Here is a 23,750-nt window from a genome sequence, read left to right on the forward strand (position 1 = left end):
TACTCAACTACGTGATTTCAGAGGCGACTATGCGAACAACTCTAATTATGAGTGTGATGAGCACTTTATTGTTTTTTAGCCATTCTGTGTTGGCGATCTCGCCTCCCGCGGAAGAGCCGATCCTTTGGGTATCGGGCAATATAAGCCAATCAAATTCCCCGCAGGGGGTTGAGCTTGATGAAGCGATGATCTTTGGTTTAGAGCAAGGGACTATTCATACCAGTAACCATGTTGTCGCTGAAGTGGTCGAATATAAGGGCCCCACATTAGCTAGCTTACTCGAGTATGTGGGGGCTAAGGGTAAGCAGGTACAAGTAATCGCGTGGGATGATTATGTTGTCACTATCTCGCTAGAGGACATTAAGAAGTATGGCATTCTACTCGCAACGCATGAGGCAGGGGTTAGAATGACCATTGATGACAAAGGTCCTTTGTTTGTTGTATTGCCTTTCACCGAGCACGCTGAAATTAGAAACGACTTTTACTATAGCCTGTCAGTGTGGCAGGTGAGAGAGATTGTTGTGGAATAGAGCAATGAGTTCCCGTCTTTTACCAAAGGGGCGCACCTTCATAGCCATTATTGCGAGTGTTAGCATTGTGCTGCTGATAATGGCTACCTATTTCTTCTACTCGTTAAGTGAAATTAGAAAAATATCCCCTCAACCCTATGTCACAATAGTCAATAACAATATTTCGGCAAAAGCCAAACTGTTGTTACTGAAGGCTGAAATACTCAACTTCTCGATTCAACAAGATCCTCGTTCGTTGGCGCGACTAAAAATGCAAGCGAGAGTGCATAAAGCCAGCATCCTACAAGATCTGAAAGCACAGCGGACGCGAAATATACATGCTCAGTACGGCGACTTGGATGAGTTAGCCGAATTGGAAAAGAGAATTAGTCGACTCGCGACGCAAATATCTGATCTTACTCTCAAAAACGAAGAGGAGTTAGCGGACTCCTTGAGCGCGGTGGAAAAAACGTACTTTGATCTCAATAAGTACCTTTCTAGTTTCGTCGCTGAAGTACAAAGGAATCAACTCGAGTTCACACAGGACAAAGAAAATCTTTATGACCGCCAGTATTTGTACATGGTAGTGATCATTGCCTGCTCCATTATTCTGGTCGGTGTGATTTCTTATATGTATCTGCACCAAATTAAACTCAGTCAAGACTTGACCGAGCGTGGAGACAAACTGGAAGAGGCAAAAAAACTCGCAGAGCAACATGCTACAGCCAAAGCTCGCTTCCTTGCCAATATGTCTCATGAAATGAGGACGCCATTAAACGCTATTATCGGTTTGAGCCATAAAGAGTACTACGAGGCTACCGATGAGCAAACGCGTAACTTTCTGTCGATGATTAATAGCTCAGGGCAACACCTACTTAAGCTGATTAACAGTGTGCTCGATCTCAGCAAAATTGAGCAAGGAAAGATGAAGCTGCAAACAGAAGCGTTCTATTGCAGTGAGTTAATTGAGCTGTCTAAAACCATTTTTGTCGATATGAGTAAAATCGATGTTGAGATCTTTTTTTCTACAGAACTGAATAAAGACTACAAGCTCATTGCAGATAAAACCAAGTTGCTGCAGTTAATCAATAACCTAAGTTACAACGCGCTTAAGTTTACTGAGCAGGGTTATGTCGATGTGCGCCTTTCATTGGAGCGCTCAGAACCGGAGAGCTTCTTAAGGCTCAAAGTGTCAGACACTGGTATTGGTATGTCACGAGAACAACTTGATAAAGTGTTTGAGGAATTTACGCAAGCCGATGACTCAATCACAAGAAAATATGGTGGCACTGGCTTAGGGCTGTCTATCTGCCAGTCATTGGTTAATCTGATGAGTGGGAGGATAGAGGTTAAGAGTGAACTGAATAAAGGCACTGAGTTTAGCGTTGTAATACCAGTTCAGGTAGAGGGAGAGAAAACAATTGGTTGTGCGATGAATCTTGAAAGGCGAATAAGGGTGGTTAGCGCTGACCTACACGCCAAGGAGCTAATCAGTGACGAACTTAAGCGTTTTGATTTGTTCGATAAATCTGGCGATATCGCGGTTTACTACCATAGTGGTGAAAACAGAGTAGAGGACAATTTTCCTGAGGTTCATTCTGAAGAGCAAATGAGCGTTGTGATTGCGGATTTACATGCTTCAGTCCCCCTTTCAGAAAAGCAGGTAAAGCTGACTAAACCTTATGATATTTTCAGTCTGCTTAGTGCCTTAGGCAATCATAACCGGAATCTAGATCAATCAGAGGTGTCGCTGAATCGGAGTTCTGGTTTATCTGCTTTGATCGTGGAAGATATGCGAGTGAATCAAATTGTCGCGCAGAAAATGTTGAGGACATTACAAGTTGAGACCACCACGGCAAACAATGGACAAGAGTGCCTAGATATTATTAAACAGCGCCATTTCGATATCATCTTCATGGATATTCAAATGCCAATCATGGATGGCATAGAAGCGTTAAAGAGAATCCGTCAAGATGATTTAGCGCCCGATACTGCAATTGTTGCACTGACAGCCAATACCTTCGACAAAGATGTACTGCACTACTTAGAGCTAGGGTTTAATGATGTTGTGCCTAAGCCTGTACGTATGGAATTAGTGCAGCGAATTCTGGATAAATACTCGCCCGCGACCATTTAGGTTTAACTAAGATCACTGCCCATAGATTTTAACGATAATTGTTAGGTATGTTGATGACAGTCTCTTGGTATTTATTCTTTGCTGTAATGGCAGCTATACACCCTGAAAATTGTGATTAATGTCTAATTAATCTCTTTGTTTGATAATTGATTAATCAGTTACTACTTTTTTATTAACTGTCAAAAAATTTAGGGGGCAGTTTTGAAAAAGTTAAAAGTCGTATTTTTAGTACAGGTCATTATAGCGCTGACCTTAGTGTTACTAGTATCGGCATTCATTAAGTATCAAGGTTTTAAAGACAACTTATTAGTTGAACTACAGCATTCCGTCGAGAACACGACTCAGCGGATGATGATCAGTTTGCCCAAAGCCGTGTGGGACTTTGACTTAGACTCCGCAAAAGTCTCTATTTCGGCGGAACTGAATTTACCTGAAATCTCCGCTGTACAGCTTATTGATAATGAAGGCAGTGATCTTTTGTTTCTCACACATCAACTTGCTGGTGAAGAGTATGAAACGGTTGAGGTGACGGACAAGTCGTTGTTTACCGAAGATAACAGCATGAGTGCTGCACTGACCTTTGTCGAATATGGAGAAGAAAACCCAGTAGGTAAGGTTGTTGTCTATTTTGATACCCATGCTCTCGATACTAAGCTTGCTGATTCGCTTAAAACCAACATTATCGAGCTGATTGTACTCGACATAATTCTATCGATAGTGATCGTAGTTGCACTGTCTATGACGGTGATTCGCCCCATATCTGAATTGACAGAAGTGGTTAAAGATCTCGCTTCTGGAGATGGAGATCTAACCAACAAGCTTGCGCCAGCAAAATATCGAGAATTTGCAGACATCACTGAAGGCATTAATAGTTTTACTGAGTCGCTTAGGGTGATTGTTCAAGATGTAAATCAGTCCTCTGATGCGCTTAAAGACAAAGCGCAAGCGAATGGTGCTACGGCGAAGTCCAATGCTGAAAAACTTGAAATGCAAAAACATCAGTTGACCACTGTAGCGGCAGCTGCAACAGAGTTAAATCAATCGGTCTCTACTGTTGCGGATACGGCTTCCGAAACAGCCCAACAAGCACATACGGCTACCTCACTTGCTTCAAATGTTAATGATGCAATCGAGAGCTCAGCCAACGACATCATCAACATGCGTGAAGAGATGAACCATGTAAATGCTGAGATGCACATCTTGATTGAGGAAGGAGAAAAAATCACCACGGTTCTTAATGTGATTAATGATATTTCAGAGCAAACCAATTTACTTGCTCTGAATGCTGCGATTGAGGCTGCGAGGGCGGGTGAGCAAGGGCGAGGTTTTGCTGTGGTTGCAGATGAGGTGCGAAATCTTGCTGTAAAAACCAGTGAATCGACAGAGCAAATTCAAAAAAACATTGCAGCATTAGGTGCTGCGACCAAGTCGGTTGAAGATGAGCTGACTCGAATAGCGTCTTTGCTTGAGCAAACGGCCTCGAGAGTGAGTGAATCGCAAAGCTCAGTCAGTGAAGTACAAAGCTTAATAACCGTTATTTCAGATAGAAGTGGGCAAATCTCTCAGGCTACCGACGAACAACGGATGGCTGTGGAAGAAATCAGCCAAGCGATTGTGGAAGCATCAGAGGCTACCAATGATGTTTCCTCTGGCGCAACTAAGAATGCACAAAGGACTGAAGAAGTACTGGGTTTGAGTCAAAGTATTGCCAATCATATGGCTAAGTTCCGTACCTAGGATATAAACAGAGGACATGTTATGAGAAATCTCATTTTAATAGTGGTGAGTTCACTATTTTCTTTTGCTTTAAATGCAGCGGTGATTACTGCCGCACAAGATCCATGGGCGCCGTTTGTTCAAAAAGACAAAGCGAATCCCGGTGTATCCGTTGAGATTATTACTGAAGCTTTTAAATCGCAGGGGCATACCGTTGATTTCAAAATTATGCCTTGGACACGCGCACTCAATGAAGTGAAAGGTGGTAGGGTTGATGTGTTAGTCGCGACTTGGTTTACCAATGAACGTACCTCTTTCTTGAAGTACAGTGAGCCATACTTAGAAAACTCGCTCAAGTTTATTATGCGCAAAGGGGAAGGGTTCGAATACAACGGACTTGATAGCTTGTCGGGTAAAACAGTGGGTATTATCCGTAACTACGGTTATGGTGATGAATTTTTAGCGGCCAATAACTTTAAAAAGCCAGAGGCGAATGACTTGGTCGCTAATGCTAAGAAGCTGATGGCAAAAAGGATTGATCTGACGTTGGAAGATGAGCTTGTGGCGAAGTCTACCTTGTCTGGAGCTGGAATGAATTTGGCCGATTTTGAGTTCACTAATAATGCGTTGTCAGTTAACCCGTTGCATGTTACCGCAGGGCTAGCGAATCCCAACCATGCTGAATACATTGAAGCGTTTAATAAAGGGCTGGCCGAAATTAAGGCCAATGGTACCTTTGACAAGATATTAGCCAAATACGGAATTAAGTAGAGGTGTTAGGCTGATAATTTAAAACGCTCCCATCAATCGGGAGCGTTTTGATATTACCTGTTATGGGAACTTAGCTAGCGAACTTCTTTCCATCTATCTTACCTTTAGCATCATACGCTTTCTCGCCGTAGATAAAGGTCTCGCACACGGTTCTATCATCACCTAAGCTCATTAGAACAAACAACTTCTCTTCAAGGGTTGTCGCTTGATTCATCCGGAAACGCATTAATTGAGTTGCATGTAGGTCGAGTACGACAAAGTCGGCTTCTTTACCCACTTCAAGGTTGCCTATCTTGTCCTCCAAATGGAGTGAACGAGCACCACCTAGTGTTGCAAGGAAGAGAGACTTAAGGGGATGCAGCTTCTCTTGTTGAAGCTGCATTATCTTATACGCTTCACTCATGGTCTGAAGAATCGAGAAGCTGGTTCCGGCTCCGACATCCGTGCCCATCCCGACTCTTACGCCATGCTCTTCTAGCTTTGGTAGTTTAAACAGGCCCGAACCTAAGAACAGGTTAGACGTAGGGCAAAAAGCGATGGCTGATTCAGTATCGGCTAGACGCTGGCACTCACAATCAGACAGGTGGATACCATGAGCGAATACCGAGCGTTTATGTAGTAAACCATAGTGGTCATAGACATCGAGATAAGAATCTCGCTCAGGGAATAGGTCCAGTACCCATTCGATCTCTTTCTTGTTCTCTGAAAGATGAGTGTGCATATACACATCGGGGTACTCTTCGAGCAGCTTACCCACAGTGGCTAACTGTTCAGGTGTGCTAGTGGGAGCAAATCGAGGAGTAACAGCATAAAGCAGACGCCCGCGGTTGTGCCATCTTTCAATCAGTTCTTTTGATGCTTCATATCCAGATTCGGGCGTATCGGTTAGGTAGTCAGGCGCGTTTCTATCCATCAATACCTTGCCTGCAATCATGCGTAGGTTACGACGTTCCGCTTCACCAAAAAATACGTCTACTGACTCTTTGTGTACCGTGCCGAATACGAGGGCTGTAGTAGTCCCGTTGCTTGCCAGTTCATCAAAAAACAACTTAGCGACTTTGAGTGCGTAAATTGGATTCTTAAAACGGCGCTCTTCTGGGAAAGTGTAGTTTTCTAGCCAGTCGAGCAGTTGTTCACCGTATGAAGCGATCATACCCGTTTGCGGGTAGTGAATATGGGTATCGATAAACCCAGAGGTAATCAGCTTGTCTTCGTATTCGACTATATTGAGATCTTTGGGTTGGCGGGCGAGCACTTCCTCGGTTTCGCCAATATCCACAATATGCCCATCTTCGACAACTATGATACCGTCATCAAAGAATTGATATGAATTGTCCAGTCCGACATCTTTCGGATCCGCGATACTGTGCAAAATTGCTGCACGATAAGCGTTGCGTTGCGTTGTCATTTTTACTTCCTTTTTAAACCCAAATTAAACGGCTGATTGGGTTAGGCGATTTTCTCTTCCAGTGGCGAATCGCTCATATGATTACTTTTACTGTGTGCCGTAGGGCGCTTTTCTTCAAGTGGAATGCCCTGATAGTGTGCGATTAGTTCACCTGCAACTGATACCGCGATTTCTGCTGGATGCTTGCCATTCACCATGCTGACACCAATAGGGCAAATCATAGTGTTGATCTGTGCATCACTGTACCCGCGCTGGGCTAAGCGCATATCAAACTTCTTGCGTTTAGTCAGGGAGCCAATCATGCCGAAATAGACGCTGTCGTCTCGGTCAATAATGGCTCTAGCGAGATCAAAATCGAGTTGATGATTGTGAGTCATGACTAAGTAGTAACTGTTTGGTGGCAAGTCTCGTACCTCTGAGACCGGATCATCGGTCACTAACTTAGTCACATTACGTGGCAGTTCTTCAGGGAAAACATCATCACGCTCATCAATCCAGGTCACTCGGAAGGGAAGAGTCGAGACGATATGTAAAAGGGCTTTGGCAACATGACCTGCTCCAAACACAACCAGATGCTTTTGCGCGGTGCCAATAGGTTCAAAGCTCAGTGTTGCCATTCCGCCACAACACTGGCCTAGACGGGCACCTAAATTAAAGCGTTCTACTTTGAGTGAGCGTTCACCTGCGATCAGCATCTCACGAGCCATTTTGGTCGCGACATGCTCAAGGTGACCACCGCCTATAGTGGCAATCAACCTGTCACGGGTGACCAGCATTTTGGTGCCTGCATCCCTTGGCACAGAGCCACGGTCTTCCAATACGGTCACCATCACGCACGGTTCGCTGTTTTTCTCTAGTTGTGCCAGTTCATGAATCCAATTGTCCTTAAACATACGTCTCTCCTTGAACTATTTATCTTGTCGTCATTCTCGGCAACAAGGACTCTGTAACCATTGTCATCCTCAAGAGCGAGGAACGAGAGAGTTGGGGATCTCTTATAGATAGTGCTGATTTTAAGAGATTCCCTACTCCTTCCTTCGTCAGTCTATGGAATGACGCCTACTAGGCTTGTTCAGCTTTCTCAGATGCCGTTTGTGGCTGACTCACTTTCGCAATCGCCATCAAGACACGTTCTGGTGTTGCGGGTGTATCCAACTTAGGAATCGCTCCCTCGACGGCGACAGAAGCAATTGCATCTTTCAATGCACTCCAGACCGACATACCCAACATGAACGGCGGCTCACCGACGGCTTTTGAATTAAATACCGTATCTTCTGGGTTTGCTCGGTTCTCCAATAAGTGAGTATGGAACTCGATTGGCATATCAGCGATCGCTGGGATCTTGTAGCTTGCAGGGCCATTGGTCATTAAGCGGCCTTGTTCATTCCAGATTAACTCTTCGGTGGTTAACCAACCGACACCTTGCAGGAAGCCACCTTCAATCTGACCGATATCAATAGCAGGGTTTAGCGAAGCACCTACATCATGCAGAATGTCTGCGCGTAGGATCTTGTACTCACCCGTTAAGGTATCAACGATCACTTCTGAGCAAGAGGCTCCGTAAGCAAAGTAGTAGAATGGGCGACCGCGAGCTTTTTCATGATCGTAGTAGATCTTCGGAGTACGGTAGAAGCCTGTGCTCGATAGCGATACTTGGTTGAAGTAGGCCAATTGAACAAAGGATTCGAAGGTCATGATTTCATCACGGATCATGATCATGCCGTTTTTGAATACCACCTCTTCTGGCGTTACCTTAAAGTGACTAGAAGCGAAATCAATCAAGCGCTGCTTAATGGTTAGTGCGGCGTTTTGCGCGGCTTTACCATTGAGGTCGGCGCCCGATGAGGCTGCTGTTGGCGATGTGTTCGGTACTTTGTCGGTATTGGTAGCGGTGATTTGGATACGTTCAACATCAACTTGGAACTCCTGTGCAACAATTTGTGCCACTTTGATATTCAAGCCTTGTCCCATCTCTGTACCACCGTGATTCAAATGAATACTGCCATCGGTGTAGATGTGAATGAGCGCGCCAGCCTGATTGAGGAAAGTCGCCGTGAATGAAATACCAAATTTCACTGGAGTGATCGCTAAGCCTTTTTTCAAGATAGGGCTCTGCTTGTTGAACTCGGCAATCGCTTTGCGGCGAGCGTGGTAGTCACTGCTTTGCTCTAGCTGCTCTGTGATCTCTGGTAAGAAGTTATCTTCAACCTTTTGGTAGTAATGAGTGACGTCTCGTCCTTCACCACCGTAGTAGTTGGCTTTACGTACTTCGAGCGGATCTTTGCCTAAGTAGCGGGCAATTTCGTCCATGATGTGTTCAATGGTCATCATACCTTGTGGGCCGCCAAAACCACGATAGGCAGTATTTGAGGCAGTATTGGTTTTACAGCGATGACCTGTGACCGTTGCATCACCTAGGTAGTAGGCGTTGTCTGAGTGGAACATTGCGCGGTCGACGATTGAGCTTGATAGATCTGGTGAGTAGCCACAGTTACCTGAAACGATGATCTCTGACCCTTGAATGACGCCATCATCATCAAAACCAATCTTGTATTGGTTGTAGAATGGGTGACGCTTGCCCGTCATGGTCATATCTTCTGCGCGTGGTAGGCGCATCTTAGTCGGGCGTTTGGTTAGATGAGCAATCACGGCCGCCATACATGCTGGCGCTGCAGCTTGGGTTTCTTTACCACCAAAACCACCACCCATACGGCGCATGTCAATCACGACTTTATGCATAGGGACGCCAAGAACTTCAGCAACTAGCTTTTGTACTTCTGTCGGGTTTTGCGTTGAGGTGTATACGATCATACCGTCATCTTCGGTCGGCATAACGCTACTAACCTGAGTTTCAAGGTAGAAATGCTCTTGACCGCCAATCTCTAGATCACCTTCAATGATGTGTTTAGCATTGGCAAGTGCTGCTGCCGAATCGCCACGTTTTTGCAGGTGGCTTTCAGTCACAAATAGCTCTTTTTCTAGTGCTTCTTTGACATCCAGAACCGGTGGCAGTGCTTCATACTCAACGATGGCGGCTTGCGCGGCTTTGCGTGCGGTTTCCATGTCGTTTGCTGCAACTGCGAGTACGGGTTGTCCATAGTATTGAACTAGCCCGTCAGCAAGCAGTGGGTCACCGGGTAGTATAGCGCCGATATCAAGTTGCCCAGGTACGTCTTCATGAGTAATGGCAATCGCCACGCCTTCGAATTCATAACATGGAGAAACATCAAGCTTGGTAATTTTCGCATGAGCGTGGGTACTTAAACGCGCATACACATGCAGTTGATTTGGGAATTCAAGACGGTCATCAATATAGACCGCTTCACCCGTGACCTGCTTTGGGGCGCTATCGTGTTTTACGCTTTTACCAACGCCAGTTTTGAGATCTTGCTTTACGATGGCGACCATCTCTTCATGAGATAGGGTCTGATGGTGTGCGTTAGACATAAGACGTTACCCTCGTTTCAATCTGGTTGTTCTGATGGTTCTGCTCGATAAAGAAACGGCGCAGCATGTTCGCGGCGGTCATAGAGCGATATTCTTTGCTTGCTCGGAAATCAGACAGTGGCTCAAAGTCGCTGTATATCTCTTTCATTGCTTTATCGATAGTTTCTTGTGTCCAGCTCTGGCCAATTAAGGCAGCTTCACAGTTCGAAGCGCGCTTTGGTGTTGCTGCCATGCCGCCAAAGGCAATACGAGCGTCGACCACTTTGTCATCTTCTATCTGGATATTGAACGCCCCACATACTGCTGAGATATCGTCATCTAAGCGCTTAGAAAGTTTGTATGCACGGAAGGTGTCGTTACTCTTAGGTTTAGGAATAATGACTTGTTCAATAAACTCACTTTCTTGCTGAGCGGTCACCTTGTAGCTGATGAAGTAATCTTCAATCGGCAGGATTCTTGATTGCTTACCACGGCGCAACTTAACTTGAGCATTGAGGGCGATAAGAAGTGGTGGCGCGTCTCCGATTGGTGAAGCGTTACCAATATTGCCGCCAAGCGTACCTTGGTTGCGTACTTGCAATGATGCGAAGCGATGTAGCAGCTCGCCGAAATCAGCGTAGTGGCTGGTCAGCAGTTGGTATGCATCGCTAATTGCCACGTTGGCACCAATGTGTAAAGCGTCTTCACTCTCTTCGCAAACCTTCATGTCTTCAACAAGGTTGACGTTGATTAGAGTTTCAATTTCTCGGTGGAACTGGGTTACTTCTAGCGCCAAGTCGGTACCGCCAGCAACCAGTTTCGCCTTAGGATTTGCAGTGTAAATTTCTGCTAGCTCATCGACGCTACGCGGAAGGTACGCGGTCAAGTTTCCATGACTTAAGCTAGCTGGCTGTTCTTGCAAGGTTTGCAGCCTCGCGACCGTTTTCTTCTCAAGCTCAACAAACTGATCCATTAGTGGCTCGTTTGAAACCAATGACAAGGCAGCATCTACAATCGGGCGATAACCCGTACAGCGACATAGATTGCCAGCCAGTGATTCCATGACATCTTCTTTGTTCGCTGCTGGTTTGTTCTTACTTAAAGCGAACATGGACATAATAAAGCCCGGAGTACAGTACCCACATTGAGACCCATGAAAGTCCACCATGGCTTGCTGTGTTGGGTGCAGTTTGTTTTTGTTCTGCAAGTCTTCGACGGTAATAAGCTGCTTACCATGAAGGCTAGAGACGAACGTCAAACAAGAGTTAACAGAGCGATACTGAAGTTTCCCTTCGATGACCTCACCCAGTACTACGGTACAGGCACCACAGTCACCTGAACCACATCCTTCTTTGGTACCCGTTTTTTGTACATGTGTTCTCAGGTACTGAAGCACTGTCATGTTAGGCGACAGCTCACTTTCTTGTTTGAGTTCTTGATTGAGTAGGAAAGTAATCAAGAGACCTCCTTGTGCATTGACACTATTGTTCTGATGTTTTTTCTGACCTTGTGGTCAATAATTGGATAAATTGACCATGAGGTCAACTTTATTTTTACAAAAATGCAACACGAAAAGGCGCATTTTAGGCGCTATTCAACAGAGGTTTTTTTGGTAAATTAATGATTATATGGATAAAGTTATCTAATCTTTGAGTGAAAAATCTTTACGTAAAGAAAATTAATATTGTATTTTTTGTTGTGTACAATCTTGTTGGGAAGGAATCTGGAAAACTAGAAAACTAGAAAACTAGAAAACTAGAAAACTAGAAAACTAGAAAACTAGAAAACTAGAAAACTAGAAAACTAGAAGTGTGCGTGGTTAATTCTATTTGGGAGTGTTGTGCTGGGGTAGCTTTTAGGTATAGGGGAAGTTTGAAAGTTAAATACTGCCGAACCGATTAATGGAATGGAGCGTCCTTGTAAAGTAACGCTCCAGTTATCCAGTTATCCAGTTATCTAGCAGCGAAGCGTTCCCGCATCGTGCTACCTTATCAACGCCCTTTAATCAGATCAGAGAACACAACGTGCAGGTCGTTAGATGCAGCGCCGCTATCTAGGTTGAGCTTGGAACGAATATGGTCGATATGCACTCGCATTAACTCGACGGCCTGCTCGGTTTTACCTGCCTCAATGGCATCAAGTAACACCGTATGTTCATCTAAAGAACAATTAGCGTGGTTGCCTGTTTCGTACTGGGCGATAAGCAGTGACGTTTGAGAAACTAAGCTACGTTGGAAGGCAAGCAGCGGAGCGTTGTTTGCTATCTCAGCTAGCTTAATATGGAACTCACCCGATAAACGTAACCCTTTACCATAATCACCATTGTCGAAAGCTTCATTTTCTTTCTCAACCAATCGACGACACTCGTCAATCTCGGCGGGTGTGGCGTGCTCAACGGCTAACTCAGTAATCGCCAGCTCCATAACTTCACGCGCTTTAATGATCTGTTTAGCCTCTTCCTTAGTTGGTGCAGCGACCATAGCCCCACGGTTTGGACGAATACTGACAACTTGCTCCATAGAGAGTCTCAGCAAAGCGCGGCGAATGATGGTTCGGCTGACACTAAAGATTTCGGCTAAGGCTTCTTCATTGAGTTTCGTTGCTGGTGGAAGGCGTTGTTCCAGAATTGCATCGAAAATGTGGCAGTAAACGACATCATCTTGGGTCTGACCCGCGACCTTAGTCTTGATATTTTTTGCCACAGAATTTTTTAGATTTGCCATAGGCGGCGTTCACTCTTAAACCATTTATTTCCTTTATAAAACAATCATACTTTACTTTGTATACATGTGGCTAGAGCAGGGCTGAATTTGCGACTTTGAACGCACTGTAAATTTTTGCGAATCTTAACAAGAATTCAACATCAAAGTTGTTAGCCGATTTCTAGCTAATGCTGCGCCTGATCTAGCAACTCAATTAGAGCAGAGCAAAGCGACATCAGCTGCGTAAAATTACCGTTAGTCACACTGTAATTTCTGCAAGTATAAATTAAACTTTAGGCGTAAATCACGTGCTACTTGTTGATGGTTTTGTGTGGATTAATTGGCGCACATTTTTGTCATTAGCTGTAAGCCTTTGCTTTGTTTTAACTAAATATTGCTCAATTTTATATTTCGCTTGTTATTGATTTATTTGCGTAAATTGTAGTGAGCGTTCGGTAAAAGCGAGTTGAGCTATAAACTTGCTCAATTTTGGTTCTATCTTCCATGTTTAATGTGCGATTTATCGCTAAACACTTCCTATCTTGCTGTTGGGAAGAAGGAGTTTCTACAAATAACAGGAAAGAATAATGAACCAACAACGTCATTTAAGCTGGATGATTGCCGCTATCATGGGCACGTCTATGAGCTGGTCTGTGGCTGCGGCAGAAATGGTGCAAGTCAGTGATGATGCATTACTACAACAAACTCTTCGGGCTCAATCGAACAGTGTTGTTCCAGTAGAGACAGGTTTCGTCGAAGTGAAACGTGTCGAATTGCCAAACGGAAAAACAAAGGTCCGTTACCAACAAACACACTTAGGCCTGCCAGTATTTGATACTTCAGTTGTCGCCACCGTGTCGAAAGATCAGCCTAGCCAAGTGTTTGGTACCATGGCTCAGGGTATTGGTGCAGATCTAGCAACGACAAGCCCAACGCTGGATGAAAAGCAAGCTGTCTCGGCGGCTATTGCAGCCTATCAAGGTAAGTCTGTTGCTAAGCCTAATGTCGAAAATGAAAACGCCAAACTTATGGTCCGTTTAGATGAGTCACAGACGGCGCAAGTGGTATACATGGTAGATTTCTTTGTCGCAGAGGAAGAACCAGCGCGTCCGTTCTACTTCATCGATGCAATGACAGGTAAAGTACTTCAGCATTGGGATGGCTTAAACCATGCAGAAGCAACCGGTACAGGCCCAGGAGGAAACTTAAAGACCAATCGCTATGATTACGGTAAAGACTTCCCAGCTTTTGCTATCGACAAAACCGGTACTAAGTGTAAGTTGGAAAATGCTGCGGTCAAAACCATCGATTTAAATCATGGTACTTCTGGCACTCAGGCGTATACGTACGATTGTACTGATGGGACTAACTTTACCGATCACAAATACATCAATGGTGCTTATTCACCACTTAATGATGCTCACTACTTCGGTAATGTCGTGTTTGACATGTATAAAGAGTGGATGAACACCGCCCCTCTTACTTTCCAATTAACGATGCGTGTGCATTATAGCTCTAACTATGAAAACGCGTTCTGGAATGGATCGTCAATGACGTTCGGTGATGGTCAAAACACCTTTTATCCACTAGTGGACATTAACGTCAGCGCACACGAAGTGAGTCACGGATTCACAGAGCAAAACTCAGGGTTAGTCTACCAAAACATGTCTGGCGGTATTAACGAGGCGTTCTCTGATATTGCAGGTGAAGCTGCGGAGTACTACATGCGTGGCAATGTAGACTGGATTGTGGGTGCAGATATCTTTAAATCAGAGGGGGGCCTACGCTACTTTGACCAGCCTTCAAAAGATGGTCGTTCAATTGATCATGCATCTCAATACTATGATGGTTTAAATGTTCACTACTCCAGTGGCGTTTTCAACCGCGCGTTTTATCTGTTGTCGAATAAGACTGGCTGGAATGTCCGTAAGGGGTTCGAAGTCTTTACAGTGGCTAACCAACTTTACTGGACAGCAAACAGTACTTTTGACCAAGGTGCGTGTGGTGTAGCGAAAGCTGCCGCAGATATGGGATACAGCGTCGATGATGTTAAAGCGGCATTTACCACTGTTGGTGTTGATGCGAGCTGTGGCGCAACGCCTCCAGGCGGCAACGTTCTCGAGAAAGGTAAGCCTCTCACTAACCTTAGTGGCAGCCGCTCTGCTCAAGACTTTTACACCTTTACCGTAGATTCAGCATCAAATGTGGTTGTGTCTATTTCTGGAGGTTCAGGTGATGCTGATTTGTACGTAAAAGCAGGCAGCAAACCAACGACGAGTATCTATGATTGTCGTCCATACCGAAACGGCAATAGTGAGCAATGCAGTGTATCAGCCCAAAAAGGCGTGACTTACCATGTGATGCTGCGCGGTTACACAAACTACTCTGGCGTGACATTAAGACTTGATTAAGATTATGATCTTAGACATATGACTTAGGGCATCTTCGGATGCCCTTTTTAGTCTTGTGCTATTTGCAATATTTCTCTTGATTGACTGTGCAACTTGTGGTCTACTCTCGCCCCTTTTTTGACTTGCATACAAGGAGTTACAATGCATAAGGTGAATGTTGTAGGGACAAGTGGAAGTGGAAAATCGACCTTTAGTGCTCAGCTAGCAAGTGCTCTTGATTGCGAGCATATCGAGATGGACCGCTTGTTCTGGAAGCCAGATTGGCAGGAGTCGCCAGACCTAGAATTTTTTGCCAAGATCCGCAATGCATTGCAAGGCTCCAGTTGGGTGCTCGATGGCAATTACAACCGTACACGTAAAGTGAAATGGGAGAACGTCGATACTGTTATTTGGGTAGATTACTCTCTCCCACGCACTTTGTATCAGGCGGTAAGCAGAGCGATACAACGATGTATCACAGGCAAAGAGCTTTGGCCGGGAACAGGCAATCGCGAAACTTTTGCCAAGTCTTTCTTTAGCCGTGATTCAATAATCCTCTGGACTGTGAAAACCTATCACAAGAATCAGCAGCGTTATCTAGCGGATATGAATCACCCAGATTACCAGCATATTCGGTTTGTTCGCTTGCGTAGCCCTAAGCAAGCACAGCAGTTACTTAAAGGCTTGCGTAAAGAGCACAGTGTCGACCGTTAGTCTGTTATTGATTGGCTTCTTCTATAGGCTGTTTTGAATCCTTTGTTTCAATAGCCACGGGTTTATCACTGGGAGGTGCAAGCAAGATCCTCAGCCTCTGTTTTAGTGACATATGCTTGCTCTGCACATCATGGAGCATATCTCGCCATTCGGAGAAGGTGACCGTCAGCGGATTATAACTGTCGATAGGCTTGGTAATCCCATAGCGAACGGTTTCCACTTCAGGTTCAAACGTACCGAACAGTTTGTCCCAAATAATCAAAACCCCCGCGTAGTTCTTATCTATGTATTGTGGATTACGTCCATGATGGACTCGATGATGCGATGGCGTGTTAAAAATGAGCTCGAACTTACCCAGTGAGCGAATCCACTGAGTGTGGACGAAAAACTGCAAGCCTAAGTTGAGCAGCACGGCAAAGATGACCCATTTAGGTTCAAAACCTATGATGACCAAGGGAACCCAAAACAGCCACATTCCGGCTATCGGGTACATTAAGCTTTGACGAAATGCGGTGCTAAAATTCATTCTTTCCGAGCTATGATGCGCGACATGGGCTGCCCACATCCAACGTATCCTATGGCTCGCACGGTGAAACCAGTAATAGCAAAAATCCTGCAAAACAAGTAAAACAATGAAAGAGGTCGCGTTCATTTCAATGTCGAGCAACTTCCAACCAAACAGCCAAAAATAGAGTTTTACGATGACGAGACCTGTCAGCAGATCCGCTAGTTGATGCATGCCTGCTAACGAAAAATTGCACAGCACCTCTGGCAGTTTATAGGCGGAGTTTTCTGGCAGCTTTCCTCGTTTCTGACCGATGAAATACTCTGCGGCCATCAAGCCAATAAACAGTGGAGCGAGCAACATCAGCAGCCACTCTGGGTGATCAATAATCGTTTGAAATTCCATTTCTGCTCTCCGTTAAACAGGATTACCACTTGGCATAGTGATCTTCAGTGAGCCCAAGAACACTTCTTAGCTGATGCTTTTGCCCGTCATTGTCGATGACAAAGCCGTCAAAGAGACCGATGAACTGGCGAAAGTTACTTTTAAGTAGCAGTAAGTTGAGCTTTTCACTGCGTTTATTGAGCGGTTTGAACCTAAGAGATACTCGTCCATCGTCGGAATATATGTGCCAATCTTGCTCAACATGGTCGCGATCAAACGTAAAATGGACTGGGTTGAGCAGGTGTCGTTGGCCATTGACCCAAAGTGCATTCTCGCAGCTGCCGGTTTCATTAACCCCTGCGGCTAGGTTCAACCCAAGTAAGGTGTTTTCATCACGGGTATTGATGCTCGCCCAGCGCCAACTCGTTTCACGGCGCATATACCCGGCTGAAAAGTCATAACTGGCGAGTGCATTGTTTAGATCTACGCTATTGCCAGCGATTTCTAGCTTGCCAGTTACGGTAAGGGCGTTGTGCTTTTGAGTGTAAGTCCAGCCGGAATAGGCCGTAGGCGTGCATACGGAAAGCGGCAGACTATTGGCAGGAGCATGTAAGATAATATCGAGCTTCAGATCGTTGCTCATCGCTTTAGCACGCCACTGGCCTTTGGCTATTTCAAACTGCAGTTTTGCCCCAGCAATATGTGTCAAACCAGAGTAAGGCGACTCGGTCATTTGTTTATCAAACGACAGTGGCCTTAACCAGCTTTGTTCGCTTAGCGAGTCGCTTTCGGTGTCGTAGATATAGCAAAAAGACGAACCAAGGTAGCGTATATCTGCGATGGCGAATCCTATGATGTATCTTGCCGTTTTCAAACAGACAAACTGAAACTGCTTATAGTGGAAATGCTTGGCAAGCTTGCTTGCAGGCTTGTCCATACTATTTCGATAGTCAAAACAGGTCGTATTAAGCTGTTTAGGCGTACCATCAAAATGACCATAGGTGGGTTTGCCTTCTGACGACACAAGATTCTCAGGAGCAGATTGAGTAGAGATCATAGCTTTGATTTACAAATGATTAACACCTGACTTAGCTTGAGCCATTTTGAAGCGATTAATCAGGTCACTTTCGGACATAAAGTCATCTGCGATCACGAAAGTAAACTCATAATGTCAGTATGCTAGAAACACAAACTAGCCAACAAACCCAAATAACCAAAAAAACGAGTTATGGAAATTGTCGCTGAGTATCTACCTACAGATCATCGTCACCAGTTAGGCGTAATGGACATTGCCTTATTGCTAAAGGCGGTGGAGAGCTTTGGAGTTAAGACGACACCCATATTAGAGGATCTAGGCTTAGCTCACTTAGATTGGCAAAGTGAAAAGACGCAGTTGACCTATGTGGACAAGTTGATGCTGTTTCGCCATGTGTCTCAGCAGTTTTACGATGTAGGGCTGGGTTTACTGATTGGAGAAAGGGCCAAACTGAGCCATTTTGGTCTTTTAGGTTATGCCATCTTAAGTAGCCGTACTTTAGAAGAAGCGATCAAAACGGGCTTTAAATATCTCAACCTAAATGGTCCGGTATTTTCTGTAACAGTGACAATAGATGACGGTATTGCTTCTATCGTATTGGAAAATACGCTCGAAATTGGCGAGCTTTTGCCTTTCTGTAGCGAGTACTTTTTTAGTGCGCTAGTGGCTATGTTCGAAGAGCTAACTGGGGAGAGGCTTGCGATTACTCGCCTCTGTTTTCCTTATCAAGCACCTGCTTATGGTTCGAAGTACAGCGAACGATTTAGCTGTGCAGTCGAGTTTGAAGCGCCTAGTCTAAGCTTGAGCTTTTGTTCCTCGCTATTGTCTCTGCCGCTTAAAACACATAACGCGGATATGTTGAGCAATTGCCTTCAATCCTGTGATTCAGTCATTGCAGCATTACAATCGCCATATCTGCTGACCAACCAGATCAAAACAATTCTGTATCAGAGTGCGGGGGTATTCCCATCGATTGAAGCAGTTGCAATGCAGTTTGGTTGCTCTTCACGTACGTTAAGAAGAAAGCTTGAACAGGATGGGACAAGCTACCAGAAATTGCTCGGCGAGGTACGTAGCGACATTGCTAAAGAGTTTCTGCTCCGGACCGAATTGACCATTGAAGAGATTGCTTTTCGTTTGGGGTACAGTGATACCGCCAATTTCAGAAGGGGGTTCAAACGCTGGACAGGAATAACACCTCAACGATTTCGTGGGACTCAGTGAAAGCCTGCCAGTCTTGATTTGGCAGGCTCTATTTATACCGATTGATACTAAACAGGTTATTCGCTATCGCGGCTCGATGCCCAAGCGTACATCAGTTCAAGTGCGACGGTTGCGCCCGCTAAGGCAGTCAGATCGCTATGATCGTACGGAGGAGATACTTCCACCACATCCATCCCGACAATGTTAACGCCAGCTAAACCACGCAAGATCTTAAGCACTTTGTCAGAGTTCAAGCCACCACAAACTGGAGTGCCTGTACCCGGTGCAAAAGCAGGATCTAAGCAGTCTATATCAAAGGTAACATAGACTGGCCTATCGCCAATGATGTCACGAATACGCGCTACAATCGCTTCTGCACTCAAGTCATTTGCTTCCATGGCATTAATGACATTAAATCCATGATCATTTTGGTCATACTCAGTACGAATACCAATCTGAACAGAGTGCTTCGCTGAAATTAGGCCTTCATTTGGCGCATGGTAGAACATGGTGCCGTGATCGTAAGCACTGCCGTTGTCATAAGTGTCTGTGTGCGCGTCAAAATGAATCAGTGCCATTTCTCCGTGATGTTTCGCATAAGCACGCAGAATCGGCAAAGTGATGAAATGGTCACCACCTAGCGCTAACATCGTTTTACCGCTTTTAAGGATCTCACTGGTCGCAGCTTCTAGGCGGTAAGTGAAATCTTCCGCGTCGCCACAGTCGAACACCAAGTCACCAGCATCAATGACTTTTGCGCGGTCAAAGACATTGAAATCCCAAGGGAATTTTTTACCTTCCCACGCAAGGTTCACTGATGCACGACGAATCGCATCTGGGCCCATTCGCGCGCCTGGTCTGCCTGAGGTTGCCATATCTAGCGGTACACCCAGTACCACTAGGTCAGCGTCCGCTGAGACAGGGTTGCGCAGGTAAGGTCTGCGCATAAAGCTCATTGAGTTCGAGTAAAGCGAATAATCAGTTTTTGTAAACAAATCATTCATTTAGAAATCCTCTAAATAGGTGTAGCCTCTTAAGCCACCTTCTAATTCTTCTAAGACGGTTTGCTGCTCGTTCACATTGACACGCTCAGCAACTAACTCACGGTAGTTTTGACGAATCTTATCTACATCAATGTGTACATAGCGCATCATATCTTCGACGCTGTCACCTTCATCAATCCGCTCTATAATCGCCTCACCGTTTTCATCAACGGTCACCACTGCGCTGTGGGTGTCGCCAAATAGATTGTGCATATCGCCTAAAATCTCTTGGTACGCACCGACAAGGAAGAAACCCATTAGGTATGGCTTATCCTTATCCCAAGCTGGCACTGGCAGTGTCGTTTCAATACCTTGACCTTCAACGTATTGCTCGATAGCACCGTCAGAATCACAAGTAATATCGAGCATGACTGCACGACGCTCTTCAACGTTTTCCAATCCTGATAGCGGCAGAACAGGGAACACCTGATCAATCCCCCAAGCATCTGGTAGAGATTGAAATAGCGAGAAGTTAACGAAGAACTTATCCGCTAGTCGCTCATTCAACTCATCCAAGATCGGACGGTGGAAACGGTTTTTATTGCTCATCTGGCGGCTCAGCTCGAAGTAAATTCGTAGCGAAAGCTGCTCTGCCCAAGCGCGTTGCTGTAGGTTCAGTACGCCAGTTGCAAACTGTGAGTGAACTTCGGCTAAGTCACTTTGGGTATCGTTATAAATCTCAATCAAGGCACGCGCATCGCTACCATCTTGCAGGTTTTCCCAATTACGCCACATATTCTGTAGCAGAGTTGGATCTTCTGCGCTTGGCTCTACCACACTTTCTGGATGGTACGCCTCTGTACCAATTACGTTTGTGATTAACACTGCGTGGTGTGCTGTTAGCGAGCGGCCAGACTCAGAGATGATAACTGGTACAGGTTGCTCGTACTGCTGGCAGACATCGCCCACTGTACTTACGATGTTACGTGCATACTCAATCAGCCCGTAGTTCATTGAGTTAGAAGACTGACTGCGTGTACCGTCATAATCTACTGCTAAGCCACCACCGATATCGAAGTATTTGATATCTGCACCCATGCCACGTAATTCGCAGTAGAAGCGAGCTGACTCATTAACCCCATTGCGAATATCACGAATGTTGGCCATTTGCGAACCTAGGTGGAAGTGCACCAGTTGCATCGCATCCAGTTGGTCTTCTTGTTTTAGACGCTCAATGACGGTTAACACTTGAGACGCGGCTAGGCCGAATTTAGATTTTTCGCCGCCACTCGATTGCCATTTGCCCGCCCCTTGAGATGCCAAGCGAATACGAATACCTAAGCGAGGTTTCACTCCAAGACTTTTCGCCTCTTTCAGAACCAGATCGAGCTCAGATAATTTCTCTAATACGATGAAGACTTTATGACCTAGCTTTTCACCTATTAGCGCTAAGCGAACGTATTCACGATCTTTGTAGCCGTTGCAGACAATCACAGAACTCGCTTTCTGAGCTAGTGCCAATACCGCGAGTAGCTCAGGTTTGCTGCCTGCTTCAAGGCCAAGCTGTTTCGTTTCTAGCTGAGCTTGGCTTTCAAGAATCTCGTCAACGACCTCTTTTTGTTGGTTTACCTTGATCGGGTACACCAGTAGGTAGTTGTTGTCGTATTGGTACTCTTCAATCGCTTGGTTGAAAGCATGACAGATACCATGCACACGTTGGTGCAGGATCTGAGGGAAGCGAACCAATACCGGTAAATTTAGTTGTTTCTGTTCTAGCTTAGAGACGATATTACTCAGTGGTACCTGATGGGCATTATCATTGCGTGGTGATACATACACTTCACCTTGGTTATCGATACCGTAGAAGCCTTGGCTCCAGTAATGAACATTGTAATCAGCGCGAACACGATCAAGTTTAGAATTGTTTTCCACTACAAATCTCACAAAGGTAGGGGGAAAAAACTTATAGCTCACAGAAGGTGAACCATACCTGACACGGGACTGAATTTGGCTTCTCTAAGCTTCCGCGTCGAGCGCATTAACGGATAAAAAGCCACCAGAGTCTAACAAAACAATTTTGTCGTCACGATTGATGAAATCGCTCTGGCGAGGCGATGATTTTCTATTCATTTTTACTGCGGATTTTATGTTGGATGAAGCCTTTCTTTGACTGCATTGAGCCGTTAAAATAGGCGCAAATTGATGACTTACTTGTGGAAGAACAATGGCAAAACTGACACTTCAAGAGCAAATGCTTAAAGCAGGCTTAGTGAACGAGAAGAAACTGAAAAAAGCAAAGAAAGGCTCGAAGAAATCTCGTGTACAAGCACGTGAAGTTAAAGCAGCAGTGGAAGAGAACAAGCGCCAACAGCAAGAGCGCGATAAAGCACTGAGTGAAGAGCAGAAAGAGCAACGTTTATCCAAAGAGATTAAAGCGCAAATCAAGCAACTGATTGAGATGAACACCATCGATCAGAAAGATGGCGAAATCAAATACAACTTTACTGATGGCACACTGGTTAAAGCTATCTATGTGGAACAGTTGATTCGTGACCAGTTGGCAAAAGGCATTCTATCTATTGCTCGCACTGATGAGACTTACGTGGTCATTCCAAGTAGCGTAGCGAAGAAAATTGCAATGCGTGATGAGAGCGTCATCATCGAACAAAACGCACCAGCGGAAGATATCCCTGCTGAAGATGACCCATACGCAGATTTCGTCGTGCCAGACGATTTGATGTGGTAATCGCTATTAAATAAATGAAAGCTCTACTTCGGTAGAGCTTTTTGGGTTCTTATAGGCAATAAAAAACCAGCCACTTGGGCTGGTTTTTCGAATCTTAGATAATTGACGCTTAGGTCAATCTAAAATTAAGCTGGTACTACGTTAGCAGCTTGTGGGCCTTTTTGACCTTGTTCAACTTCAAAAGAAACCTGTTGGCCTTCTTTTAGAGTTTTGAAACCTTCAGAAGCGATAGCACGGAAGTGAACGAATACGTCAGCACCGCCGTTTTCTGGAGTGATGAAACCGAAGCCTTTCTCTTCGTTAAACCATTTTACGATACCAGTAGTTTTGTTAGACATGATGTCTTCCTTATATAAGTTAAGTTAATCTTCTATATGCACTGAAAATTTGAACTATTTAATGTAACGATGAAGCTAAGGGAAACACTAAGGATAACAACGGTAACGCGTTTTACTAAGAATTTACTTTCGACTTGCAGTTTCACTAATAACTCTGAATTGCAGAGCACGTAGATAGTACCTGAACTTAGCGCATTGTAAAGGTTTATTGTGAAGGTTGAGTAGGTTTCGAAGAGATTCGTTTAAAATATTTAGAAAAGCCCTCAAGAAGAAGGCTCTATATTGTTAAATTTCACCATTACCAGCTTTGCGAGTTGCTTCTTTTGCAGAGGTGATTTTGAAAAGAACGTCCATCATGGCTTTAATGCGCTCTTCATCACTTCCATATTTGTCAAAAGTCAGCTGATTTGGTGCTTTGAATGTCACGTAGCCAACGCGTTGCCCTTCCTGGTATGCAGTGATACGAGCATCTGCGATAAAGGTTTTAAAGTCCCAGCTCCAGCGAGATACATAGTCGAGAGTGAGTTCATTTTCCTTAGGGGTTGTGCCATCTACGACAACTTTACATGTGTAACCATTGATATCGCACCAATTTAGCATTGAAGCCAGAAAAATATCTCGTGTCGCATCATCTTCGACAATGGTGAGTTGTTTTGATTGGTTTGTCTCTTCAAGGGGCTTACCGTCAAATTTAGGTGAGCTACACCCTGCCATTACAAGTACAGCAGCAACGCAAAGTAGGCGTTTAAACATCATTAATCCTTAGTTTTTATGATCTAATT

General features: G+C 44.8%; 19 protein-coding genes. 8 read left to right on the plus strand and 11 right to left on the minus strand.

Annotation, left to right across the window (positions count from 1 at the left end):
• Positions 1 to 29 precede the first annotated feature (29 nt).
• The 4 genes from IX91_RS16165 (at position 30) to IX91_RS16180 (ending at position 5,133) form a co-directional block, all read left to right on the plus strand.
• The gene (locus IX91_RS16165) at positions 30 to 530 is read left to right on the plus strand and encodes a hypothetical protein (protein ID WP_004744071.1); all 501 of its coding nucleotides are present in this window, start codon (positions 30 to 32) and stop codon (positions 528 to 530) included.
• A gap of 4 nt (positions 531 to 534) precedes the next feature.
• Positions 535 to 2,646 (plus strand): ATP-binding protein, encoded by a 2,112-nt coding sequence (locus IX91_RS16170; protein WP_004744070.1) that lies wholly within the window; start codon positions 535 to 537, stop codon positions 2,644 to 2,646.
• 201 nt (positions 2,647 to 2,847) lie between these two features.
• Positions 2,848 to 4,383 (plus strand): methyl-accepting chemotaxis protein, encoded by a 1,536-nt coding sequence (locus IX91_RS16175; protein WP_004749591.1) that lies wholly within the window; start codon positions 2,848 to 2,850, stop codon positions 4,381 to 4,383.
• Positions 4,384 to 4,404: 21 nt separating this feature from the next.
• A complete protein-coding gene (locus IX91_RS16180; RefSeq protein WP_004743677.1) occupies positions 4,405 to 5,133 on the plus strand; it encodes a transporter substrate-binding domain-containing protein in 729 nt (242 codons plus the stop codon).
• Between the two features lie 70 nt (positions 5,134 to 5,203).
• On the opposite strand, the gene guaD is transcribed toward IX91_RS16180, so the two are convergent.
• The 5 genes from guaD to IX91_RS16205 form a co-directional block, all read right to left on the minus strand.
• Positions 5,204 to 6,541, minus strand: coding sequence for a guanine deaminase (gene guaD / locus IX91_RS16185; protein ID WP_004743678.1), 1,338 nt, complete (start codon positions 6,539 to 6,541; stop codon positions 5,204 to 5,206).
• A gap of 41 nt (positions 6,542 to 6,582) precedes the next feature.
• Positions 6,583 to 7,434, minus strand: coding sequence for a xanthine dehydrogenase accessory protein XdhC (gene xdhC, locus IX91_RS16190; protein WP_004743679.1), 852 nt, complete (start codon positions 7,432 to 7,434; stop codon positions 6,583 to 6,585).
• Positions 7,435 to 7,603: 169 nt separating this feature from the next.
• On the minus strand, positions 7,604 to 9,988 hold the full coding sequence (xdhB, locus tag IX91_RS16195) for a xanthine dehydrogenase molybdopterin binding subunit (RefSeq protein ID WP_004749593.1): 2,385 nt from the start codon (positions 9,986 to 9,988) through the stop codon (positions 7,604 to 7,606).
• Positions 9,981 to 11,369 carry a xanthine dehydrogenase small subunit gene (gene xdhA, locus IX91_RS16200; RefSeq protein WP_236643000.1) on the minus strand — a complete coding sequence of 463 codons (1,389 nt, stop codon included), beginning with the start codon at positions 11,367 to 11,369 and terminating at the stop codon, positions 9,981 to 9,983. The genes xdhB and xdhA overlap by 8 nt, the downstream gene beginning before the upstream one ends.
• Positions 11,370 to 11,958: 589 nt before the next feature.
• On the minus strand, positions 11,959 to 12,690 hold the full coding sequence (locus IX91_RS16205; protein WP_004744605.1) for a GntR family transcriptional regulator: 732 nt from the start codon (positions 12,688 to 12,690) through the stop codon (positions 11,959 to 11,961).
• 566 nt (positions 12,691 to 13,256) lie between these two features.
• Between IX91_RS16205 and IX91_RS16210 the strand changes: the two genes are divergently transcribed.
• Positions 13,257 to 15,080 (plus strand): M4 family metallopeptidase, encoded by a 1,824-nt coding sequence (locus IX91_RS16210; RefSeq protein WP_004744606.1) that lies wholly within the window; start codon positions 13,257 to 13,259, stop codon positions 15,078 to 15,080.
• A gap of 141 nt (positions 15,081 to 15,221) precedes the next feature.
• A complete protein-coding gene (locus IX91_RS16215; protein ID WP_004744607.1) occupies positions 15,222 to 15,773 on the plus strand; it encodes an AAA family ATPase in 552 nt (183 codons plus the stop codon).
• A 4-nt stretch (positions 15,774 to 15,777) separates the two neighbouring features.
• Here the strand turns inward: IX91_RS16215 and IX91_RS16220 are convergent, their stop codons facing one another.
• Both IX91_RS16220 and IX91_RS16225 read right to left on the minus strand, forming a co-directional pair.
• Complete coding sequence (locus tag IX91_RS16220) at positions 15,778 to 16,683, minus strand: sterol desaturase family protein (protein ID WP_004744608.1); 906 nt, start codon at positions 16,681 to 16,683, stop codon at positions 15,778 to 15,780.
• A 22-nt stretch (positions 16,684 to 16,705) separates the two neighbouring features.
• Positions 16,706 to 17,719, minus strand: coding sequence for a DUF2804 domain-containing protein (locus IX91_RS16225; RefSeq protein WP_004744609.1), 1,014 nt, complete (start codon positions 17,717 to 17,719; stop codon positions 16,706 to 16,708).
• Positions 17,720 to 17,890: 171 nt separating this feature from the next.
• Here IX91_RS16225 and IX91_RS16230 point away from each other — a divergent pair, with 171 nt between their 5' ends.
• A complete protein-coding gene (locus tag IX91_RS16230) occupies positions 17,891 to 18,922 on the plus strand; it encodes an AraC family transcriptional regulator (protein WP_004744610.1) in 1,032 nt (343 codons plus the stop codon).
• A gap of 56 nt (positions 18,923 to 18,978) precedes the next feature.
• On the opposite strand, the gene speB is transcribed toward IX91_RS16230, so the two are convergent.
• Positions 18,979 to 19,905, minus strand: a complete 927-nt coding sequence (gene speB, locus IX91_RS16235) for an agmatinase (protein ID WP_004744611.1) — start codon at positions 19,903 to 19,905, stop codon at positions 18,979 to 18,981.
• The gene (gene speA, locus IX91_RS16240; protein ID WP_004749672.1) at positions 19,906 to 21,816 is read right to left on the minus strand and encodes an arginine decarboxylase; all 1,911 of its coding nucleotides are present in this window, start codon (positions 21,814 to 21,816) and stop codon (positions 19,906 to 19,908) included.
• A 292-nt stretch (positions 21,817 to 22,108) separates the two neighbouring features.
• On the opposite strand from speA, the gene IX91_RS16245 reads away from it, so the two are divergent.
• Positions 22,109 to 22,630, plus strand: coding sequence for a DUF2058 domain-containing protein (locus IX91_RS16245; protein ID WP_004744613.1), 522 nt, complete (start codon positions 22,109 to 22,111; stop codon positions 22,628 to 22,630).
• A 125-nt stretch (positions 22,631 to 22,755) separates the two neighbouring features.
• Here the strand turns inward: IX91_RS16245 and cspE are convergent, their stop codons facing one another.
• Positions 22,756 to 22,968, minus strand: a complete 213-nt coding sequence (cspE, locus tag IX91_RS16250) for a transcription antiterminator/RNA stability regulator CspE (protein ID WP_004744614.1) — start codon at positions 22,966 to 22,968, stop codon at positions 22,756 to 22,758.
• Positions 22,969 to 23,253: 285 nt separating this feature from the next.
• The gene (locus IX91_RS16255; RefSeq protein ID WP_004744615.1) at positions 23,254 to 23,721 is read right to left on the minus strand and encodes an Sbal_3080 family lipoprotein; all 468 of its coding nucleotides are present in this window, start codon (positions 23,719 to 23,721) and stop codon (positions 23,254 to 23,256) included.
• Positions 23,722 to 23,750 lie beyond the last annotated feature (29 nt).

The organism is Vibrio tubiashii ATCC 19109, assembly GCF_000772105.1.
In the GTDB taxonomy this organism is placed as follows: Bacteria; Pseudomonadota; Gammaproteobacteria; order Enterobacterales; family Vibrionaceae; genus Vibrio; species Vibrio tubiashii.

Coding starts and splice junctions, on each gene's coding strand:
- IX91_RS16165 (WP_004744071.1), top strand. CDS start 30: ATGCGAACAACTCTAATTATGAGTGTGATGAGCACTTTATTGTTTTTT.
- IX91_RS16170 (WP_004744070.1), top strand. CDS start 535: ATGAGTTCCCGTCTTTTACCAAAGGGGCGCACCTTCATAGCCATTATT.
- IX91_RS16180 (WP_004743677.1), top strand. CDS start 4,405: ATGAGAAATCTCATTTTAATAGTGGTGAGTTCACTATTTTCTTTTGCT.
- guaD (WP_004743678.1), bottom strand. CDS start 6,541: ATGACAACGCAACGCAACGCTTATCGTGCAGCAATTTTGCACAGTATC.
- xdhC (WP_004743679.1), bottom strand. CDS start 7,434: ATGTTTAAGGACAATTGGATTCATGAACTGGCACAACTAGAGAAAAAC.
- xdhB (WP_004749593.1), bottom strand. CDS start 9,988: ATGTCTAACGCACACCATCAGACCCTATCTCATGAAGAGATGGTCGCC.
- xdhA (WP_236643000.1), bottom strand. CDS start 11,369: ATGACAGTGCTTCAGTACCTGAGAACACATGTACAAAAAACGGGTACC.
- IX91_RS16205 (WP_004744605.1), bottom strand. CDS start 12,690: ATGGCAAATCTAAAAAATTCTGTGGCAAAAAATATCAAGACTAAGGTC.
- IX91_RS16210 (WP_004744606.1), top strand. CDS start 13,257: ATGAACCAACAACGTCATTTAAGCTGGATGATTGCCGCTATCATGGGC.
- IX91_RS16215 (WP_004744607.1), top strand. CDS start 15,222: ATGCATAAGGTGAATGTTGTAGGGACAAGTGGAAGTGGAAAATCGACC.
- IX91_RS16220 (WP_004744608.1), bottom strand. CDS start 16,683: ATGGAATTTCAAACGATTATTGATCACCCAGAGTGGCTGCTGATGTTG.
- IX91_RS16225 (WP_004744609.1), bottom strand. CDS start 17,719: ATGATCTCTACTCAATCTGCTCCTGAGAATCTTGTGTCGTCAGAAGGC.
- IX91_RS16230 (WP_004744610.1), top strand. CDS start 17,891: ATGGAAATTGTCGCTGAGTATCTACCTACAGATCATCGTCACCAGTTA.
- speB (WP_004744611.1), bottom strand. CDS start 19,905: ATGAATGATTTGTTTACAAAAACTGATTATTCGCTTTACTCGAACTCA.
- IX91_RS16245 (WP_004744613.1), top strand. CDS start 22,109: ATGGCAAAACTGACACTTCAAGAGCAAATGCTTAAAGCAGGCTTAGTG.
- cspE (WP_004744614.1), bottom strand. CDS start 22,968: ATGTCTAACAAAACTACTGGTATCGTAAAATGGTTTAACGAAGAGAAA.
- IX91_RS16255 (WP_004744615.1), bottom strand. CDS start 23,721: ATGTTTAAACGCCTACTTTGCGTTGCTGCTGTACTTGTAATGGCAGGG.